The organism is Micromonospora citrea (genome assembly GCF_900090315.1).
Taxonomy (GTDB): Bacteria; Actinomycetota; Actinomycetes; order Mycobacteriales; family Micromonosporaceae; genus Micromonospora; species Micromonospora citrea.
In genome coordinates this window covers 6,676,667-6,691,992 of the sequence record NZ_FMHZ01000002.1, presented here as the reverse complement: position 1 = coordinate 6,691,992, position 15,326 = coordinate 6,676,667, and the positions used below count along the sequence as shown (strand labels likewise).

General features: G+C 74.9%; 12 protein-coding genes. 6 read left to right on the top strand and 6 right to left on the bottom strand.

The annotated features are described in order from the left end of the window. Positions 1-138 precede the first annotated feature (138 nt). Positions 139-789 carry a GGDEF domain-containing protein gene (locus GA0070606_RS29635; protein WP_091106492.1) on the top strand — a complete coding sequence of 217 codons (651 nt, stop codon included), beginning with the start codon at positions 139-141 and terminating at the stop codon, positions 787-789. 167 nt (positions 790-956) lie between these two features. Then, positions 957-1,607, top strand: a complete 651-nt coding sequence (locus GA0070606_RS29630) for a flavodoxin family protein (RefSeq protein WP_091106491.1) — start codon at positions 957-959, stop codon at positions 1,605-1,607. A 24-nt stretch (positions 1,608-1,631) separates the two neighbouring features. Here the strand turns inward: GA0070606_RS29630 and GA0070606_RS29625 are convergent, their stop codons facing one another. Next, positions 1,632-2,114 (bottom strand): type II toxin-antitoxin system PemK/MazF family toxin, encoded by a 483-nt coding sequence (locus GA0070606_RS29625; RefSeq protein WP_091106490.1) that lies wholly within the window; start codon positions 2,112-2,114, stop codon positions 1,632-1,634. A gap of 88 nt (positions 2,115-2,202) precedes the next feature. On the opposite strand from GA0070606_RS29625, the gene GA0070606_RS29620 reads away from it, so the two are divergent. Then, positions 2,203-2,805, top strand: a complete 603-nt coding sequence (locus tag GA0070606_RS29620; protein WP_091106489.1) for a DUF4291 domain-containing protein — start codon at positions 2,203-2,205, stop codon at positions 2,803-2,805. Between the two features lie 295 nt (positions 2,806-3,100). On the opposite strand, the gene GA0070606_RS29615 is transcribed toward GA0070606_RS29620, so the two are convergent. Beyond that, the gene (locus GA0070606_RS29615) at positions 3,101-3,475 is read right to left on the bottom strand and encodes a hypothetical protein (RefSeq protein ID WP_091106488.1); all 375 of its coding nucleotides are present in this window, start codon (positions 3,473-3,475) and stop codon (positions 3,101-3,103) included. Positions 3,476-3,484: 9 nt separating this feature from the next. Between GA0070606_RS29615 and GA0070606_RS29610 the strand changes: the two genes are divergently transcribed. The 3 genes from GA0070606_RS29610 to GA0070606_RS29600 are packed head-to-tail and all read left to right on the top strand — an operon-like array spanning position 3,485 to position 5,497. Next, positions 3,485-3,676: a hypothetical protein gene (locus tag GA0070606_RS29610; protein WP_091106487.1), complete on the top strand. Its 192-nt coding sequence runs from the start codon at positions 3,485-3,487 to the stop codon at positions 3,674-3,676. Next, positions 3,673-4,188, top strand: coding sequence for an NUDIX hydrolase (locus GA0070606_RS29605; RefSeq protein WP_245724867.1), 516 nt, complete (start codon positions 3,673-3,675; stop codon positions 4,186-4,188). The genes GA0070606_RS29610 and GA0070606_RS29605 overlap by 4 nt, the downstream gene beginning before the upstream one ends. Positions 4,189-4,231: 43 nt before the next feature. Continuing rightward, positions 4,232-5,497 carry a hypothetical protein gene (locus tag GA0070606_RS29600; protein WP_091106486.1) on the top strand — a complete coding sequence of 422 codons (1,266 nt, stop codon included), beginning with the start codon at positions 4,232-4,234 and terminating at the stop codon, positions 5,495-5,497. A gap of 40 nt (positions 5,498-5,537) precedes the next feature. On the opposite strand, the gene GA0070606_RS29595 is transcribed toward GA0070606_RS29600, so the two are convergent. Genes GA0070606_RS29595 through GA0070606_RS29580 form a run of 4 tightly spaced genes read right to left on the bottom strand, consistent with a single transcriptional unit; the run spans position 5,538 to position 15,302 of the window. Further along, positions 5,538-11,045 (bottom strand): non-ribosomal peptide synthetase/MFS transporter, encoded by a 5,508-nt coding sequence (locus GA0070606_RS29595; RefSeq protein WP_091106485.1) that lies wholly within the window; start codon positions 11,043-11,045, stop codon positions 5,538-5,540. After that, the gene (locus GA0070606_RS29590; RefSeq protein ID WP_091106484.1) at positions 11,045-14,164 is read right to left on the bottom strand and encodes a non-ribosomal peptide synthetase; all 3,120 of its coding nucleotides are present in this window, start codon (positions 14,162-14,164) and stop codon (positions 11,045-11,047) included. Before GA0070606_RS29590 ends, GA0070606_RS29595 begins: the two co-directional genes overlap by 1 nt. Further along, positions 14,161-14,349, bottom strand: a complete 189-nt coding sequence (locus tag GA0070606_RS29585; protein ID WP_091106483.1) for an MbtH family protein — start codon at positions 14,347-14,349, stop codon at positions 14,161-14,163. Before GA0070606_RS29585 ends, GA0070606_RS29590 begins: the two co-directional genes overlap by 4 nt. Further along, positions 14,349-15,302: a TauD/TfdA family dioxygenase gene (locus GA0070606_RS29580; protein ID WP_091106482.1), complete on the bottom strand. Its 954-nt coding sequence runs from the start codon at positions 15,300-15,302 to the stop codon at positions 14,349-14,351. The genes GA0070606_RS29585 and GA0070606_RS29580 overlap by 1 nt, the downstream gene beginning before the upstream one ends. Positions 15,303-15,326: the final 24 nt, after the last annotated feature.

Sequence of the window (15,326 nt, the reverse complement as noted above, 5' to 3'; positions counted from 1 at the left end):
ATAACGCACGTGACCGGTACCGATCCGTTCACTCTGTGTTACCGACAGCTGGGCTGTCACCAGCGACGACAGGGTCCCGCGAGAGGCGCGGCACGCCACGCCTCGCGGGCCGCGGCCATCGTGACGACGGGAGGTCCCGTGCCGGATCCGCTCACCATCGCGTCCGGCATCTGTGCCGCGGGGGCCCTCGTGACCACCTGGCAACTGCGCAGCCGGGCGCTGCGGGCCGAGGCCGAGATCCGGCACCTCCAGGCCGAGCTCGCCGCCGAACGGCACGCCGCCAGCCACGACCCACTCACCGGCCTGCCCAACCGTCGCGCGTTCTACCGGATAGCGGCCGCGCTGCTCACCGACGCGGCCGGGCAACCGCTGGTCGCCGTGGTGCTCGACCTCGACGACTTCAAGCAGATCAACGACCGCTACGGCCACGCCGCCGGCGACCAGGTGCTGGTCAGCGTCGCCCAGCGGCTCGCGGCCTTCGCCGGGGACAACCTCGTCGCCCGGCTCGGCGGCGACGAGTTCGCCGGGCTGCTGGCCAGCCCGACGGTCGACCGCCGGTGGATCGAGCACGCCACCCGGCGGCTCTGCGAGAGCCTCGCCGCGCCGATCCCGCTCGGCGGCCTCAGCGTCCGGGTGACCGCCTCCGTCGGGCTGGCGCCGGTCACCGGCCCGGCGCAGCTCACCGAGGCGCTGAACCGGGCCGACGCGGCGATGTACCGGGCCAAGAGCCTCGGGTCGGCGCGCACGCCCCGGCAACTCGTCGACACCGCACGCCTCGCGGAGTGCTGAGCAGCACGGCAGCCGTCCACCGACCGTCGGCCGTCCCGACACCCTGCCGTCGGGACGCCGAGCGGCACACCTGGACCTCCCGGCGGCGCGCCGCGTCCCGACGTGTCTCGCGCCGCCTGCCGGGTATGCCGAAGGACATCAGCGCGGCGCGGCCGAGAGGAACGATCGTGGCGACCATCCGGGCCCTGGTCCTGAACTGCACCCTGAAGCGGTCACCCGCCCCGTCGAGTTCGGAGGTGCTCGGGCGGGAGGTCCTCGACGAACTCGCCACCCAGGGAGTCGAGGGCGAACTCGTCCGGGTCGTCGACCACGACGTGCGGTTCGGGGTCTCGACCGACGAGGGCGGCGGCGACGGGTGGCCGGCCATCCGGTCCAGGCTGCTGGCCGCGCAGATCCTCGTCGTCGCCACGCCGATCTGGCTCGGCCAGCCGTCGGCCGTGTGCAAGATGGTCCTCGAACGGCTCGACGCCGAACTGTCCGAGACCGACGCCGAGGGCCGGCTGCTCACCTACGGCAAGGTGGGCGGCGTCGCGGTCGTCGGCAACGAGGACGGCGCGCACCACACGATCGGCCAGGTGCAGCAGGCGCTCAACGAGGTCGGCTTCACCTGCCCGGCGGCCGGCGCCACGTACTGGGTCGGCGAGGCGCTGCACAAGGTCGACTACATCGACGCCCGGCCGAAGCCGGACACCACGGGCCGCACCACGAAGGCGCTGGCGCTCAACAGCGCGCACCTGGCCCGCCTGCTGGCCGAGCAGCCGTACCCGCCGCCGGACGCCCGGGACGCCGGGGTGTCCCCCAGCCGGGAACCGGCCTGACCTCTGAGCGCCCCGGAGGCCTCGTCAGCGCCAGCCGTAGCCGGCGCGCAGGGCCTGCCCGACCCGGTCGAAACGGGCCCGGTCCAGCACCGCGCCCTCCCGGCGGATGCTGTCCTCCCGCATGGTCAGCACGCGGTCCAGGCGCACCCAGCTCGGCCGGTTGTCCCGGTCCCACTCGCCCGGTCCCAACGCCAGCCAGTGCCGCTGGCCGTCGCGTTCGCTCTGGCTGGAGAGCATCAGCCCGAACAGGGTGCGGCTGTGCCGGCCCACCACCAGCACCGGGCGGTCCTTGCCCTGGCGCGGATCGTCCTCGTAGGGCACCCAGGTCCAGACGATCTCGCCCGGGTCCGCGTGCCCGTCGAGCTCCGGGGCGTACGTCAGCTCACGGCGTTGCAGCGCCGCGACCTGGCGCCGCCGGGCCACCTGCGCGGGCGCGGGCCCCGGTCGACGGGGCGACGGGATGACGCCGCCGATGCGCGCCGCCACGCTCCTGAGAAGTCCAGCCACGCCGGCAGCCTATCCCCCGCCCCGCCGCCGCCCGGAGGCGGCGACAATCCGCTGGACCGGCGACCGGCGGTCGATCAGTATCGGCGGCATGACGGTCCCCGCCCACCAGGTCCGCGCCGACTTCACCGCCGACACCGTGACCGTGTACCAGGCGTACCCGCCGGAGATCGCCGGGGCGGCGCTGGCCGCCGGCCGCTTCGTCCCGCCGTTCAAGCGGGAACGGATGACCTGGGTCAAGCCCTCGTTCCGCTGGATGATGTACCGCTGCGGCTGGGGCACGAAGCCCGGGCAGGAACGGGTGCTCGCCGTCGAGATCACCCGCTCCGGCTTCGAGTGGGCGCTGGCCCACTCGTGCCCGAGCAGCTTCGACCGCGACCGGTACCCGGACCGGGAGACCTGGTCGCGGCGGCTGCGCGACAGCCCGGTGCGGGTGCAGTGGGACCCCGAGCGGTCGCTGCGGCTCGCCCCGCTACCGCACCGGTCGCTCCAGGTCGGGCTCTCCGGCGAGGCGGTGCGGCGGTACGTCGACGAGTGGCTGGTCGCCCTGACCGACGTGACCGCGACCGCCCACGCGGTGCGCGCGGCGCTCGACGCCGGCGACGACGCCGCCGCCGAGGCCCTGCTGCCGCCGGAGCGCCCGTACCCGCTGCCGCCCGACGTGGCCGCCGTCGTCGACGCGACGATCCCGTGAGGGGTCTGCCCGCGCGGGCGGGGCGTGACGTCGCCGGTGCCGTGCCACCGGCACCGGCTGGTGGGTCGGCTGGGTCGAACGCGGCGACCGGCTGTACTGCTTCGCCCTGAACGTGGACATCCGCACCGACACCGACGCGGACGAGCGGCTGCCGCTCGGCCGGCGACTGCCGCACCGCCTCGGCGCCCCGCCCACCGACTGACCGCCCCCCCCTGAGCGGAGGCACGTCCGGAGCTGGTCGAGCGGCCGGGGAGGTCCCACCCTGATCCGCCGTGACGGCATTGCCCGACGGCGGTCAGGTGCCCGGTCCGTGCCGCATGCGCGCCGGCCAGATCAGGCGGAAGTGTCGATCCGGTGCCGCGCGCCCGCCGTGGCGCGCGCGCAGGACGAGGCGGCCCGCACGCCACGTGCCGCTCAGCTCGACGTCGCCTTCGCCGAAGTGGCCGGGCGTGGTGAACGAGATCCGGCCGGCGGACACGGCGTACCGGACGGCGTGGACGCCGCTCAGGGGCGACTCGCGGCGCAACCACCGGGCGATGGCCGGCCCGTGGGTCGCGTCGGGGGCCGGCTTCACGAGGACGTCGAGCGCGAGACCGTCGGGATAGAAGCGGAACACCTGGATGTCCGCGGCGTAGATGCCCGACAGTCGGGCGCGGCGCGGCTTCGTCACCGTCCGAGGATGCCCGATCCCGCTCGCCGGCGTGCCGGCTCCCCTGCCGGCGACCGCGACCCGCCGGCGGGCGGCCGGGCGGGGGGTGCGCTTCGGGCCCGTGCCGCCGAGGACGCCAGCCCGGTCCGCGACGTCGACGGGGCGGCCGGCCGTCGGCCGGGCACGGCCACGGACCGCGTCGCGGGCATGATGGACCGGTGATCGAACTACCGCGGGATCTGCCGGTCTTCGAGCGCAGCGCGGTGCGGGTGGTGGTGCTGGACGCCGCCGACCGGGTGCTGCTGTTCCACACCCGAGACCCGGACCACCCCCGGCTGGGCACCTGGTGGGAGCTGCCCGGCGGCGGCGCGGACCCCGGCGAGACCTACCTGGACACGGCGCTGCGGGAGCTGCGGGAGGAGACCGGCATCGTCGCCACCGCCGGGCAGGTCGGCCCGCCGACGTGGCGGCGGCGGGCCAGCTTCGTCCACCGGCAGCGGCGGCACCTCCAGGACGAGGTGATCGTGCCCGTGCGGCTCGCCGGAGCGGGGCCGGACGTGGACGAGGCGCACCGGCTCGACTACGAGGTGGAGGACTACTTCGGCTTCCGCTGGTGGTCGGTGCCGGAGGTGGTGGCGAGCCGGGAGCGGTTCTACCCGGGCCGGCTGCCGGAGCTGCTGACCCCGTTCCTCGCCGGCGAGGAGATCGACGAGCCGTTCGAGCTGTGGTCCTGACGGCGGTGGTGACGGCGGGGGCGGCGGCGGGCACAGTGGAGCGGTGACGACGGACATCCGCGCTCCCCTGGCCCGCTACGCCGAACGCCTGCACGCCGTGACCGGCGACGGGCACCACGTCGCCTCCCCGCTCGGCGCCTGGCTGCTGCTGGCGCTCGCCGCGCCGGCGACCACCGGTGCGACCCGCGCGGAGCTGGAGGAGGTGCTCGGCACCGACGTGCGGACCGCCGCCGAGGCCGCCCGCGCCCTGCTGGAGGCGCCGCACCCGCTGGTGCCCTCGGCCACCGCGTTCTGGCACCGGCCGGGGTGCGGGACGAGCGCCGGGCTCGACGCGTGGCGGTCGGCCCTGCCCGCGCCGACCGTCACCGGGCCGGTGCCCGACCAGAGCGGGCTCGACGCGTGGGCCCGCGAGCACACCCTCGGCCTCATCGGGACGTTCCCGTTGACGGTCACGCCGGACGTGCTGCTGGTCCTGGCGAGCGCCCTCGCCACCCGGGTGTCCTGGGCCGAGCCGTTCGAGGTGGCGCCCGCCGCGGCGCTCGGGCCGGGCAGCGCCTGGGCCGGCCGGCTGAGCCGGGCGCTGCGCACGCCGGAGCACGGCCACCGGTGCTGGATCGCGGACACCGCGCGGGCCGGCACCGTCGCGGCGCACGCCGCGCACGCCCAGCCGGCCGGCACCGCCGACGGCGAGGCCGGGCTGCTGGTGGTCTCCGTCGCGGCCGCGCCCCGGGTGGCGGCCGGGGACGTCCTCGCCGCCGCCCACGGCGTCGCGGCGGAGGCCGCCGCCGCGGGCGACCGGCTGCCGGCCGGCCGGCGCTCCCTGTTCGACCTTCCGCTCGGCGAGACGCCGCTGTGGACGCTGCGGGAGGAGCCGGTCCGGACCTCGGCCCCGGACGGTCGGGAGGAACGCGTGACGGCGGCCCTGCCCTGCTGGTCGGCGGAGAGCCGGCACGAGCTGGCCGCGCCCGAGCTGGGCCTCCCCGCCGTCGCCCGGGTGTTCGGCGAGTTGCTGGACGCCCCGGGGCTGGAGTTCGAGGCGGCGCAGGCCGCGATGGCCCGCTACGGTCGGCACGGCTTCGAGGCCGCCGCGGTCACCGGGATGATGGCGTGGATGAGTCTGCCGCCCGAGGGGGTCGCGCGGGTCGCGGAGCTGCGCTTCGGCCACCCGTACGCCGTGGTGGCGGTGGCCACCGACACCCGGCCCGGCGGCGCGACCGGGCCGTGGCACGGCGTGCCGGTCTTCTCGGCGTGGGTCGCCGAACCCGAGGAACTGCCCGAGGCCGACCTCGACGACCGGCCGGCGTACTGACGAGGGCGGGGCCTCCGGCGCGCGCCGGAGGCCCCGCGTCTCACGCCGCGACCGGCACCTTCTCCCCCTCGCGCTCGGCGGCGCGGGCGGCGAGGCGCTTCTCCCGCTCCTGGGCGCCGATCAGGTCGTCGGGCAGCGAGTCCGGCACCTCGACGTCGAACCGGCGCAGCAGCCGGATCGCGAAGCCGCCGAGGGTGATCAGCACCAGCGCCGCGCCGAAGCAGACGTACGCGAAGCCGATGCCGCGGCCCGGCCCGGTGCCGATCACCGCGCCCACCGACCCGGCTAGCGACCCGCCCGGGGCGAGCATGGGCTCGAACAGGGCGGTCGCGCCCGGGGCGATCAGCGCGAACCCGATCGGCAGGGTCGACCAGGAGATGGTCTGGTTGAGGCTGAACACCCGGCCGTGGAAGCGCTGCGGCACCTTCACCTGCACGATGGTGGCGTAGATCGACTGCGCCGTGGTCATCGCCATCGCCAGCCAGAACGCGCCGACGCAGATCATCGCCACCGAGGCGTCCAGGCCGATCAGCACGCAGCCCACCGCCGTGCCGAGGTTGCCGATCAGCACGCCGATCATCCGGCGGTGCCGGGGACCGCCCCACAGCGACATGAGCACGCCGCCGGCGACCGCGCCGAGCGCCTCGGCCAGGGCCACCTGGGCCACCTGCGTCGCGGTGCCGAAGGAGAGCACCAGCGGCGTGGTGAGCACCAGGGCGGGCGCCAGGAAGATGTTGCCCAGCGCGAAGTAGCCGAGCATCAGCCGGAAGCCCCGGTGCTGCCAGGAGTAGCGCATGCCGTTGGCGATGGCCACCAGCAGCCGCTCCCTGGGCCGCCACCCGAGCAGGTCGGGGAAGCGGACCACGGCGAGGGTCAGCACCGCCACCACGTAGCTCGCCACGTCGATGAGCAGGATGCCCTTGAGTTCGATGGCGGCGAGCAGGCCGGCGGCGAAGACCGGCATCAGCAGCATGGCGAAGCCGTTGGTGAGCTGGGTGATGCCCATCGCGTGGCCGAGGTAGCGCTTCGGCACGAGCTGCGGCACCGCCGACTGGAACGCGATGCGCTGGAACGAGCCGGCGACCTGGCTCAACGCCACCAGCACGTAGATGTTCCACAGCTGGAGGTTGTCGGTCCAGAGCAGGGCGGCCAGCACCAGCTGGATCGAGCCGGCGCTGCTGCTGGCGATCATCATGATCTTCCGGCGGCTGACCCGGTCGGTGATCGCCCCGGCGATCGGCAGCATCAGCACGCCGCAGATCAGGGCGAGCGCCCAGAGCAGCCCCAGGTTCGCCACCGAGCCGGTCTGCGTGAACAGCCAGATCGGCAGGGCGAACGCGGTGAGCGCCGACCCGGTGGTGGAGACGAGCTGCCCGGTCGTGACCGCCACGAACCGCGCCATCGACGGCTTGACCACCGCCTTCTCCGGCCGGTCGTCGACGCCGACGCGCTGGTGGTCGGCGACCCACCAGCCGGCGTCCTCGCCCCGGGCCGCCGGGGTGAGGGCCGAGACGTCCCCGGCCGCGACCGCCGGGTGCACCCGGGTGACGATCTCGGCCAGCTCCTCGGCGCGGTACTTGAGGAAGAAGTGCCCGGCCTGGTCGAGCACCACCAGGCCGAGGGTGTCGCTGAGGAACTGCCACTCGGCGTACCGCTCGGTGTGGTAGTCGGTGACCGGGTCCTCCGAGCCGACCACCGAGATGATCGGCGCGCGCAGCTTGGGCGCCCGCCGGTCCAGCAGGCCGGTGAAGTACTCCTCGGAGGCCCGCGAGTCGGCCCGCATGTTGCTGATGATGCGGTCCGCCTGCTCCGGGTCCAGCTCGTCGGTGTCGACGCCCATCGACTTGAGCCAGCTCGCGTAGTGCCGGTTGCTGCGCAGCTGCTCCAGGCGGTTGCGCATGGCGGCGAACGCGCCCTTCGGGCGGGCGAACGGGAACATCGCCCCGATGTAGAGCGCCTCCAGGTCCCGCCCGGCCGCCTCGACCTTGCGGGCCACCTCGGCGACGATCGCGCTGCCGACGCCACAGTGGCCGTACAGGGCGATCGGCCCCTCGACGCGTTCCAGGATCTCCTCGGCGACCCGGCTGGTCAGCTCGTCGAAGGGCAGGGCGTCCTCGCTGAGGCCGACGTCGTGCCCGGGGATCGCGAGCGACCAGAGCGCGTGCCCGGCCGGCAGCGCGTCGGCCAGCGGCTGATAGACGATCGCGCTGCCGCCGCCGTACGGGACGCAGACGTACGAGAGCACCCGCCTGCCCGCCGGGATCGGCTTGGTCAGCTCGTAGAGCAGCCGGCGTGGGCCCTCGGCCTCGCCGGTGCCGGACATGAACGCGGCCAGCTCGCGGATGGTGCGCTGCTGGAACAGGTCCATCACGCCGACCGGCCGGCCGCCGTGCTCCGCCTTGCGGATCTTCGCCACGACCTGGGTGGCGAGCATCGAGTGCCCGCCGAGGTCGAAGAAGTCGTCGTCGATGCCGAGCGTGTCGACGCCGAGCACCTCCGACCAGATGCCGGCCAGCAGCCGCTCGGTGTCGTCGCGCGGCTCCACCAGCGCCACGGACGCCTCGCGGGTGACCACCGGCGCGGGCAGCGCACGGCGGTCGAGCTTGCCGTTCGGCGACAGCGGCAGCGCGTCGAGGGTGACGAACGCGCTCGGCACCATGTACTCGGGCAGCGTCTCCTTCAGCGCCGACTTCAGCGCGGCGTGCTCCGCCCCGCCGACCACGTACGCGGTCAGCCGCTTGTCGCCGGGGCTGTCCTCGCGGACGACGACCGCCGCCTCGGCCACCTCCGGCTGCTCGCGCAGCGCGCTCTCGATCTCGCCCAGCTCGATGCGCAGGCCGCGCAGCTTGACCTGGTGGTCGATGCGGCCGAGGAACTCGATCACCCCGCCGTCGCCGCCCGGCGCGGGCCGCCAGCGGGCCAGGTCGCCGGTGCGGTAGAGTCGCGCGCCCGGCTGCCCGGAGAACGGGTCCGGCACGAACCGCTCGGCGGTCAACGCCGGCCGGCGGTGGTAGCCGCGGGCCAGCCCGACGCCGCCGATGTGCAGCTCGCCGGCCACCCCGACCGGGCACTCGGCGCCGCGCTCGTCGAGCACGTGCAGCCGCAGGTTGGCGATCGGCCCGCCGATCGGCACGCTGGTCAGCCCGGCCAGCAGGGCCGGGTCGCAGTGCCAGGAGCTGACGTCGATGGCCGCCTCGGTCGGGCCGTACAGGTTGTGCAGCCCGCACCACGGCAGCCGGGCGGTGAAGTCGACCGCCGAGGCCAGCGGCAGCTCCTCGCCTGAGCAGATCACCCGGCGCAGCGCCGTCGCCGCCTCGACGCCCTCCTCGGCGAGGAAGACGGTGAGCATCGACGGGACGAAGTGGGCGGTGGTCACCCGCTCGGCGACCAGCAGGTCGCGCAGGTAGCCGGCGTCCTTGTGCCCGCCGGGCTTCGCGAGCACCAGCCGGGCGCCCTCGCGCAGCGGCCAGAAGAACTCCCACACCGACACGTCGAAGCTGGCCGGGGTCTTCTGCAGCACCGCGTCGTCGGCGCCGAGGCCGTAGGTCTTCTGCATCCAGTCGAGCCGGTTGACGATGCCCCGGTGGGTGTTCGGCACCCCCTTCGGCCGGCCGGTGGAGCCCGAGGTGTAGATGACGTACGCCAGGTGCCCCGGGCCGGCCGTCGGAGCCGGGTCGCCCGTCGGCTGGTCGGCCCAGACGCGCTCGTCGTCGAGGGCGAGGACGGTGGCGCCGGTGTCCGGCAGCACGTCGCGCAGGTGCTCCTGGACCAGCACCACGGGAGCGGCCGCGTCGGTGACCATGAAGGCCAGCCGGTCGGCCGGGTACTCCGGGTCCAGCGGGAGGTACGCCCCGCCGGCCTTGAGCACGCCGAGCAGCCCCGCGACCAGTTCCACCGAGCGCTCCGCGCAGACCCCGACCAGGGTCTCCGGGCCCACGCCGGCGGCGCGCAGCCGGTGCGCGATCCGGTTGGCGGCGGCGTTCAGCTCGGCGTAGGTGACGGCGCGGCCCTCGAAGGAGACGGCCACGGCGTCGGGGGTGCGGGCGGCCCGCTCCTCGATCGGCCCGTGCAGCGTCTGCGCCTCGGGGAAGTCGGCGGCGGTGTCGTTCCAGCCCGCCAGCAGGGCCCGCTCGTCGACCGGAAGCAGATCCAGCGCCGAGATCGGGGTGTCGGGGGCCGCCACCGCCGCGCGCAGCAGCGTGGTGAACCGCCGCGCCGTCCGCTCCACCGTGTCCCGGGTGAACAGGTCGGTGTTGAACACGAGCTTGCCGTAGAGCCCGTCGACGGTCTCCACGGCGTGGAACTCGAAGTCGAACCGGGTGGCGCGCAGCTCCATCGGCTTCCAGTCGAAGGTGACGTCGCTGGCGTCGGAGACCTCGTTGAACCGGCCGATCTCGTAGTTCTGCAGCACGAACATCGCCTGGAACACCGGGGAGCGGCTCACGTCGCGGGGCAGGCCCAGCTCGTGCACCACCCGGGCGAACGGCACCTCGCCGTGCTCCAGCCCGTCCAGCACGCTGCGCCGGGTGCGCTCCAGCAGCTCGGCGAAGGTGGGATCGCCGGCCAGCTCGGCCCGCAGCGGCAGCATGTTGATGAACATGCCGACCACGTTCTCCAGCTCCGGCGCGGAGCGGCCGGCCACCGACGCCCCGACGGCGAAGTCGTCCTGCCCGGCGTGCCGGGCCAGCAGCACCTGGTACGCCGCGAGCAGCGTCATGAACAGGGTGCCGCCGTAGGAACGGGTGAGCGCCGCGAGCCCGTCGGCGGCGGCCCGGTCCAGCCGGAACTCGACGAAGTCGCCGGCGTAGGTCTGGGTGGCCGGCCGGGGCAGGTCCAGCGGCAGCTCCAGCGGGGTGATCCCGGCCAGCCGCCGCTTCCACCACTCCAGGTGCCCCTGCGCGGCCGGCCCGTCCAGCTCCCGGGCCTCCCAGTGGGCGAAGTCGCCGTACTGGACGGGCAGGGCGGGCAGGTCGGCGCCACGGTAGAGGGTGATCAGGTCGCGCAGCAGCACGTCGACCGACCAGCCGTCGCCGACGATGTGGTGCTTGCCGAGGAACAGCACGTGCTCCTCGGCGGACAGCCGGATCAGCAGGGCGCGCAGCAGCGGGCCCCGCGCCAGGTCGAACGGTTCGGCGGCGGCGGCGTCCACCAGCGCCTGCGCGGCGGCCTCGTCGGGGGCGTCCACGATGGTCAGCGGCACCTCGACGGAGTCCGCGACCACCACGGTCGGCCGGCCGTCGGCGTCCGCCGGGAACCGGGTGCGCAGCGACTCGTGCCGGCGGGTCAGCCCGGCCAGCGCGGTGCGCAGCGCCGCGACGTCGAGCGGCCCGCGCACCCGCAGCGGCACCGCGATGTGGTACGCCGCCTCGCCCGGAGCGAGCTGGTCCATGAACCAGACCCGCTCCTGGGCGTACGACAACGGCACCTCGGCGTCCGGCGGACGCGGGGTGATCCTGGCGGTGGGCGCGGCGGCCTGCCGCTTGCGCAGGCGCTGCGCGATGAGCGCCTGCCGGGCCGCCTCCCGGGCCGGATCCTTCAGGTCGGTCATCAGGGGGTGTCCTTCTCCGCCGCGAGCAGCGCGGCGACCTCGGTGTCGGAGAGCTCGTCGAGCTCGGCGGCGATCCGCTGCTCGATCTGGGCGGCCAGGTCGGCCACCACCGGGGTGGTGAACAGCGCCCGCATCGGCAGGTCGACGTCCACCTCGGCCCGGATCCGGGCCATCGCCCGCATGCCTCGCAGCGAGTTGCCGCCCAGGGCGAAGAAGTCGTCGAGCGCGCCGACCTTGTCCACCTGGAGGATCTCGGCGTACACCTCGGCGACCAGCACCTCGGCGTCGCTGCGCGGGGCGACGAACGCGTCGGCGGCCGGTGCGGCCTCCGGTGCGGGCAGCGCCGCGGCGTCCAGCTTGCCGTTCGGCGTCAACGGCAGCGCGTCGAGGCGGACGAACGCCGCCGGCACCAGGTGCGCCGGCAACTCCCTGGCCAGGTCGGCCGCGAGCGCCGCCTCGTCGGCCGTGCCGACGACGTAGCCGACCAGGGTCGGCTCCCCGGAGTCGGCGCGCACCACGACGGCCGCCTCGCGGACGTCCGGCCGGGCCCGCAGGACCGACTCGATCTCGCCCAGCTCGATCCGCATGCCACGGATCTTGACCTGGCTGTCGCGGCGGCCGAGGTAGTCCAGCGTGCCGTCGGCCTGCCAGCGGGCCAGGTCGCCGGTGCGGTACATCCGCTGCCCCGGCGGCCCGTACGGGCACGGCAGGAAGCGCTCGGCGGTGAGGCCGGGCCGGCGCAGGTAGCCCCGGGCGAGCTGGTCACCGGCGACGTACAGCTCACCGGCCACGCCCGGCGGGACCGGGTTCAGCGCGGCGTCGAGCAGGTAGACCCGGGTGTTCCAGGTGGGCCGGCCGATCGACACCGCGCCGGCCGGCAGCTCCGCGCCGGGCGCGACGCGGGCGGCCACGCAGCCGACGGTCGCCTCGGTCGGGCCGTACTCGTTGATCACGGCGACGCCGGGGTGGGCGGCGCGCCAGTCGGCGAGCTGCTCCGCGGTCAGCGCCTCGCCGCCGATGACCAGGTCGGTCGTCGGCGACAGCTCGGCGTCCAGCAGCGGCAGGTGGCTGGGGGTGGCCTTCAGGAACGTCGGGCGGTCGCCGACGCGGGCCGCGGCCTCGTCGACGGCGGCGAGCCGGACGGTGCCGCCGGCGGTGAGCGGGCCGAGCAGGCCGGTGACGGTCAGGTCGAACGACACCGGCGAGTGCAGCAGCGCCGTGCCGGCCAGCCCCGGGTAGGTGTCCCGGGCCCAGGCCAGGTAGGCCGTGACCGCCCCGTGCTCCACCACCACGCCCTTCGGCCGGCCGGTGGAGCCGGAGGTGTAGAGCACGTACGCGGGGTGCCCGGGGCGCAGCGGGGCGATGCGGTCGGCGTCGGTCAGGTCGGTGTCGTCCCCGTCGAGCGGGCCGTCGAGCACCAGCGCGCCGTCGGGCACCAGCCCGGCGGTCTCCGGCGCGGCGAGCACCAGCGCCGGCTCGGAGTCCGCCAGCAGGTAGGCGATCCGCCCGGCCGGGTAGCCGGTGTCCACCGGCACGTACGCGGCGCCGGACTTGAGCACCGCCAGGATCGCCACCACCAGCTCCACGGAGCGAGGCAGGGCCAGCGCGACCCGGGCCTCCGGTCCGGCGCCCCGGGCCACGAGCGTCCGGGCCAGCCGGTTCGCGGCGGCGTTCAGCTCGGCGTACGTCAGCGCGGCCCCGTCCCGCACGAGCGCGGTGGCGGCGGGGGTGGCCGCCGCCTGCCGCTCGAACTCGGCGACCAGGGTGGCCGCCGGCACGTCGCGGGCGGTGTCGTTCCAGGTCGACAGGACCAGCTCCCGCTCGGCGTCGTCGAGCAGCGGCAGGGCGGAGAGCCGCTGCGCCGGGTCGGCCACGGCGGCGGCGAGCAGCCGGACGTAGCGGGCGACCACCGCCTCGGCGGTGGACCGGTCGAACAGCTCCGTGCGGTAGACCAGCCGGCTGGTCCCCGTGGTGATGTCGAAGGCCAGGTCGTCCTTGGTGGTGCCCAGCTCCACCAGGTCGAGCCCGGAGCCCGGAATGTAGTTCAGCGCGGTCTGGAAGATCGGCTGCACCGACGGGTCACGCTGCGGCGCGACCGCCTCGACGATCTTCTGGAACGGGGTCGAGCCGTGCTCCATGGCGTCGACCAACCCGCCGCGCACCCGGCCGAGCAACTCGGCGAAGGTGGGGTCGCCGGTCAGGTCGCAGCGCAGCGCGACCGGGTTGACGAACATGCCGATCAGCGGGGCCACCTCGGCGGTGTCCCGGCCCGCGGTGGAGACGCCCACGACCACGTCGTCGTCGCCGGAGATCCGGGACAGCAGCGCGGTGAACGCGGCGAGCAGCACCATGTACGGGGTGGCGGCGGCGCCGGTGGCGACCTGGGCGACCCGGTCGAGCAGGCCGTCGGGCAGGTCGAAGCGCACCTCGTCGCCGGCGAAGCCGAGCTGCGCCGGGCGGGGCCGGTCCAGCGGCAGGGCGGTCGCCGGCGGCGCCCCGACCAGGTGGCTCCGCCAGAAGGCGAGCTGCCGGTCCAGCTCCGCGCCGGTGAGCTGCTCGCGCTGCCAGACCGCGAAGTCGGCGTACTGGATGGGCAGCTCGGGCACGTCGGCGGGCGCGCCGGTCAGCGCGGCCCGGCCGAACGCGGCAAGCTCGTCGATGAACAGCACCGCCGAGTGGCTGTCGAAGACGGCGTGGTGCACCACGAACAGCAGCACGACCTGGTCGTCGGCGAGCCGGACCAGCCGGGCCCGCCACAGCGGCGGGGCGTCCAGCGGGATCGGCGTGCGGCCCAGCTCGCTCAGCAGCTCCGTCGCCCGCTCGTCGCGCTCCGGGCCGGCGAGGCCGCGCAGGTCGTCGACCGGCAGCGCGACCGGCTCGGCGGCGCGCACCACCTGGGTGAGGGTGCCGTCGTCGGAGCGCAGGTGGGTGCGCAGCGACTCGTGGCGGGCGACGATCCGACCGAACACGTCGTTGGCCTGCTCCGGGGTGAGCCCCGCCGGGAACCGCCACGGGCTGGAGATGTTGTAGACGGGCGAGCCGGTGTCGAGCTGGTTGGCCATCCACACCCGCTCCTGGGCGTAGGAGGCCGGGAAGGTCCATTCCTTGGCGGTGCTCATGCGGTGGCCTCCCGCACCGAACGCGGGCGCATGTCCGTCCAGACGGTGTCGATGTGCGCGAGGCACTCCTCGCGGGTGCCGGCGAAGCCGGCCTCGTGCCAGCCCGCCGGGAGGTCGCGGTCGGCCGACCAGATCGAGTACTGCTCCTCGTCGTTGCGGACGACCAGGAATCGGGTTTCGGCCATCACTTCTCTCCAGCGCTCTCGGGGGTGTGCGGTTCGGCCATCGCGACGGCGATCTTGCGGGGGCCGGTGAAGGGCTCCCGGCCGTGCGCGGCGGTCATGTTGTCCACGACCAGCACGTCGTCGCGCTGGTAGTCGAAGCGGACGCTGGCCGCCCGGTACGCGGCCCGCAGGTGGTCCATGACGTCGGCGGGGATCTCGCCGCCGTCGCCGTAGTAGGTGTTCGACGGCAGCCCCTCGGGGCCGAACATGGCCAGCAGCCCCTCCTGGTAGTCCTTCGGCAGGGTGCTGATGTGGAAGAACGTGGCGTGGTTGAACCAGCGGGGGATGTCCGAGCCGGGCCGGTGGTGCACGACGTCCCGCACCGCCCGGGTGCGCAGCCCGTCGGAGCCACGCCACTCCAGCTCGATCCGGTTCGCCGCCGCGTACGCCTCGACCTCGGCGCGGTCCTCGGTGTTGAACACCTGCTGCCACGGGGTGCCGAAGTCACCGTGGAAGTTGCGCACCAGCATCCAGCGGCGCCGGACGAACTCCTCGCGGACCGCCGGGTCGATCAGTTCGTACACCCGGCGCACGTCGGCGAGCGGGGTCGCGCCCCGCGTCTGCGGCGGGGTGATGCAGTAGAAGAACAGCGTCAGCGGCCAGCGGGCCTGGTACGAGTTCTCGTTGTGCAGGAAGATCTCCTCGTCCGGCGGGTAGTCCGTCGAGGTGTAGACCCGCCCGGCGATGGCGTGCCGGGGCGACGAGCGCTCCGTGTAGACCAGCGGCTCGCCGGACAGCGCCCGCACCACCCGGTCGAAGCCCTCGACGCCGCCGACGTCGAAGCCGCGGAACAGCAGCCCGCCGTGCGCCGCCAGGCTCGCGCGCAGTTCCGCGCGGCGGGCGGCGATCAGCTCGGTGAGCTCCCGGCCGTCGTTCTCGACGACCACCGGCAGCGTGGCGATCGTGTCGCTCATTGCTTCCTCACTCCTGTTGTCGCT

Coding starts and splice junctions, on each gene's coding strand:
- GA0070606_RS29620 (WP_091106489.1), top strand. CDS start 2,203: ATGACGGTCCCCGCCCACCAGGTCCGCGCCGACTTCACCGCCGACACC.
- GA0070606_RS29610 (WP_091106487.1), top strand. CDS start 3,485: ATGCCCGATCCCGCTCGCCGGCGTGCCGGCTCCCCTGCCGGCGACCGC.
- GA0070606_RS29580 (WP_091106482.1), bottom strand. CDS start 15,302: ATGAGCGACACGATCGCCACGCTGCCGGTGGTCGTCGAGAACGACGGC.
- GA0070606_RS29595 (WP_091106485.1), bottom strand. CDS start 11,045: ATGACCGACCTGAAGGATCCGGCCCGGGAGGCGGCCCGGCAGGCGCTC.
- GA0070606_RS29585 (WP_091106483.1), bottom strand. CDS start 14,349: ATGGCCGAAACCCGATTCCTGGTCGTCCGCAACGACGAGGAGCAGTAC.
- GA0070606_RS29590 (WP_091106484.1), bottom strand. CDS start 14,164: ATGAGCACCGCCAAGGAATGGACCTTCCCGGCCTCCTACGCCCAGGAG.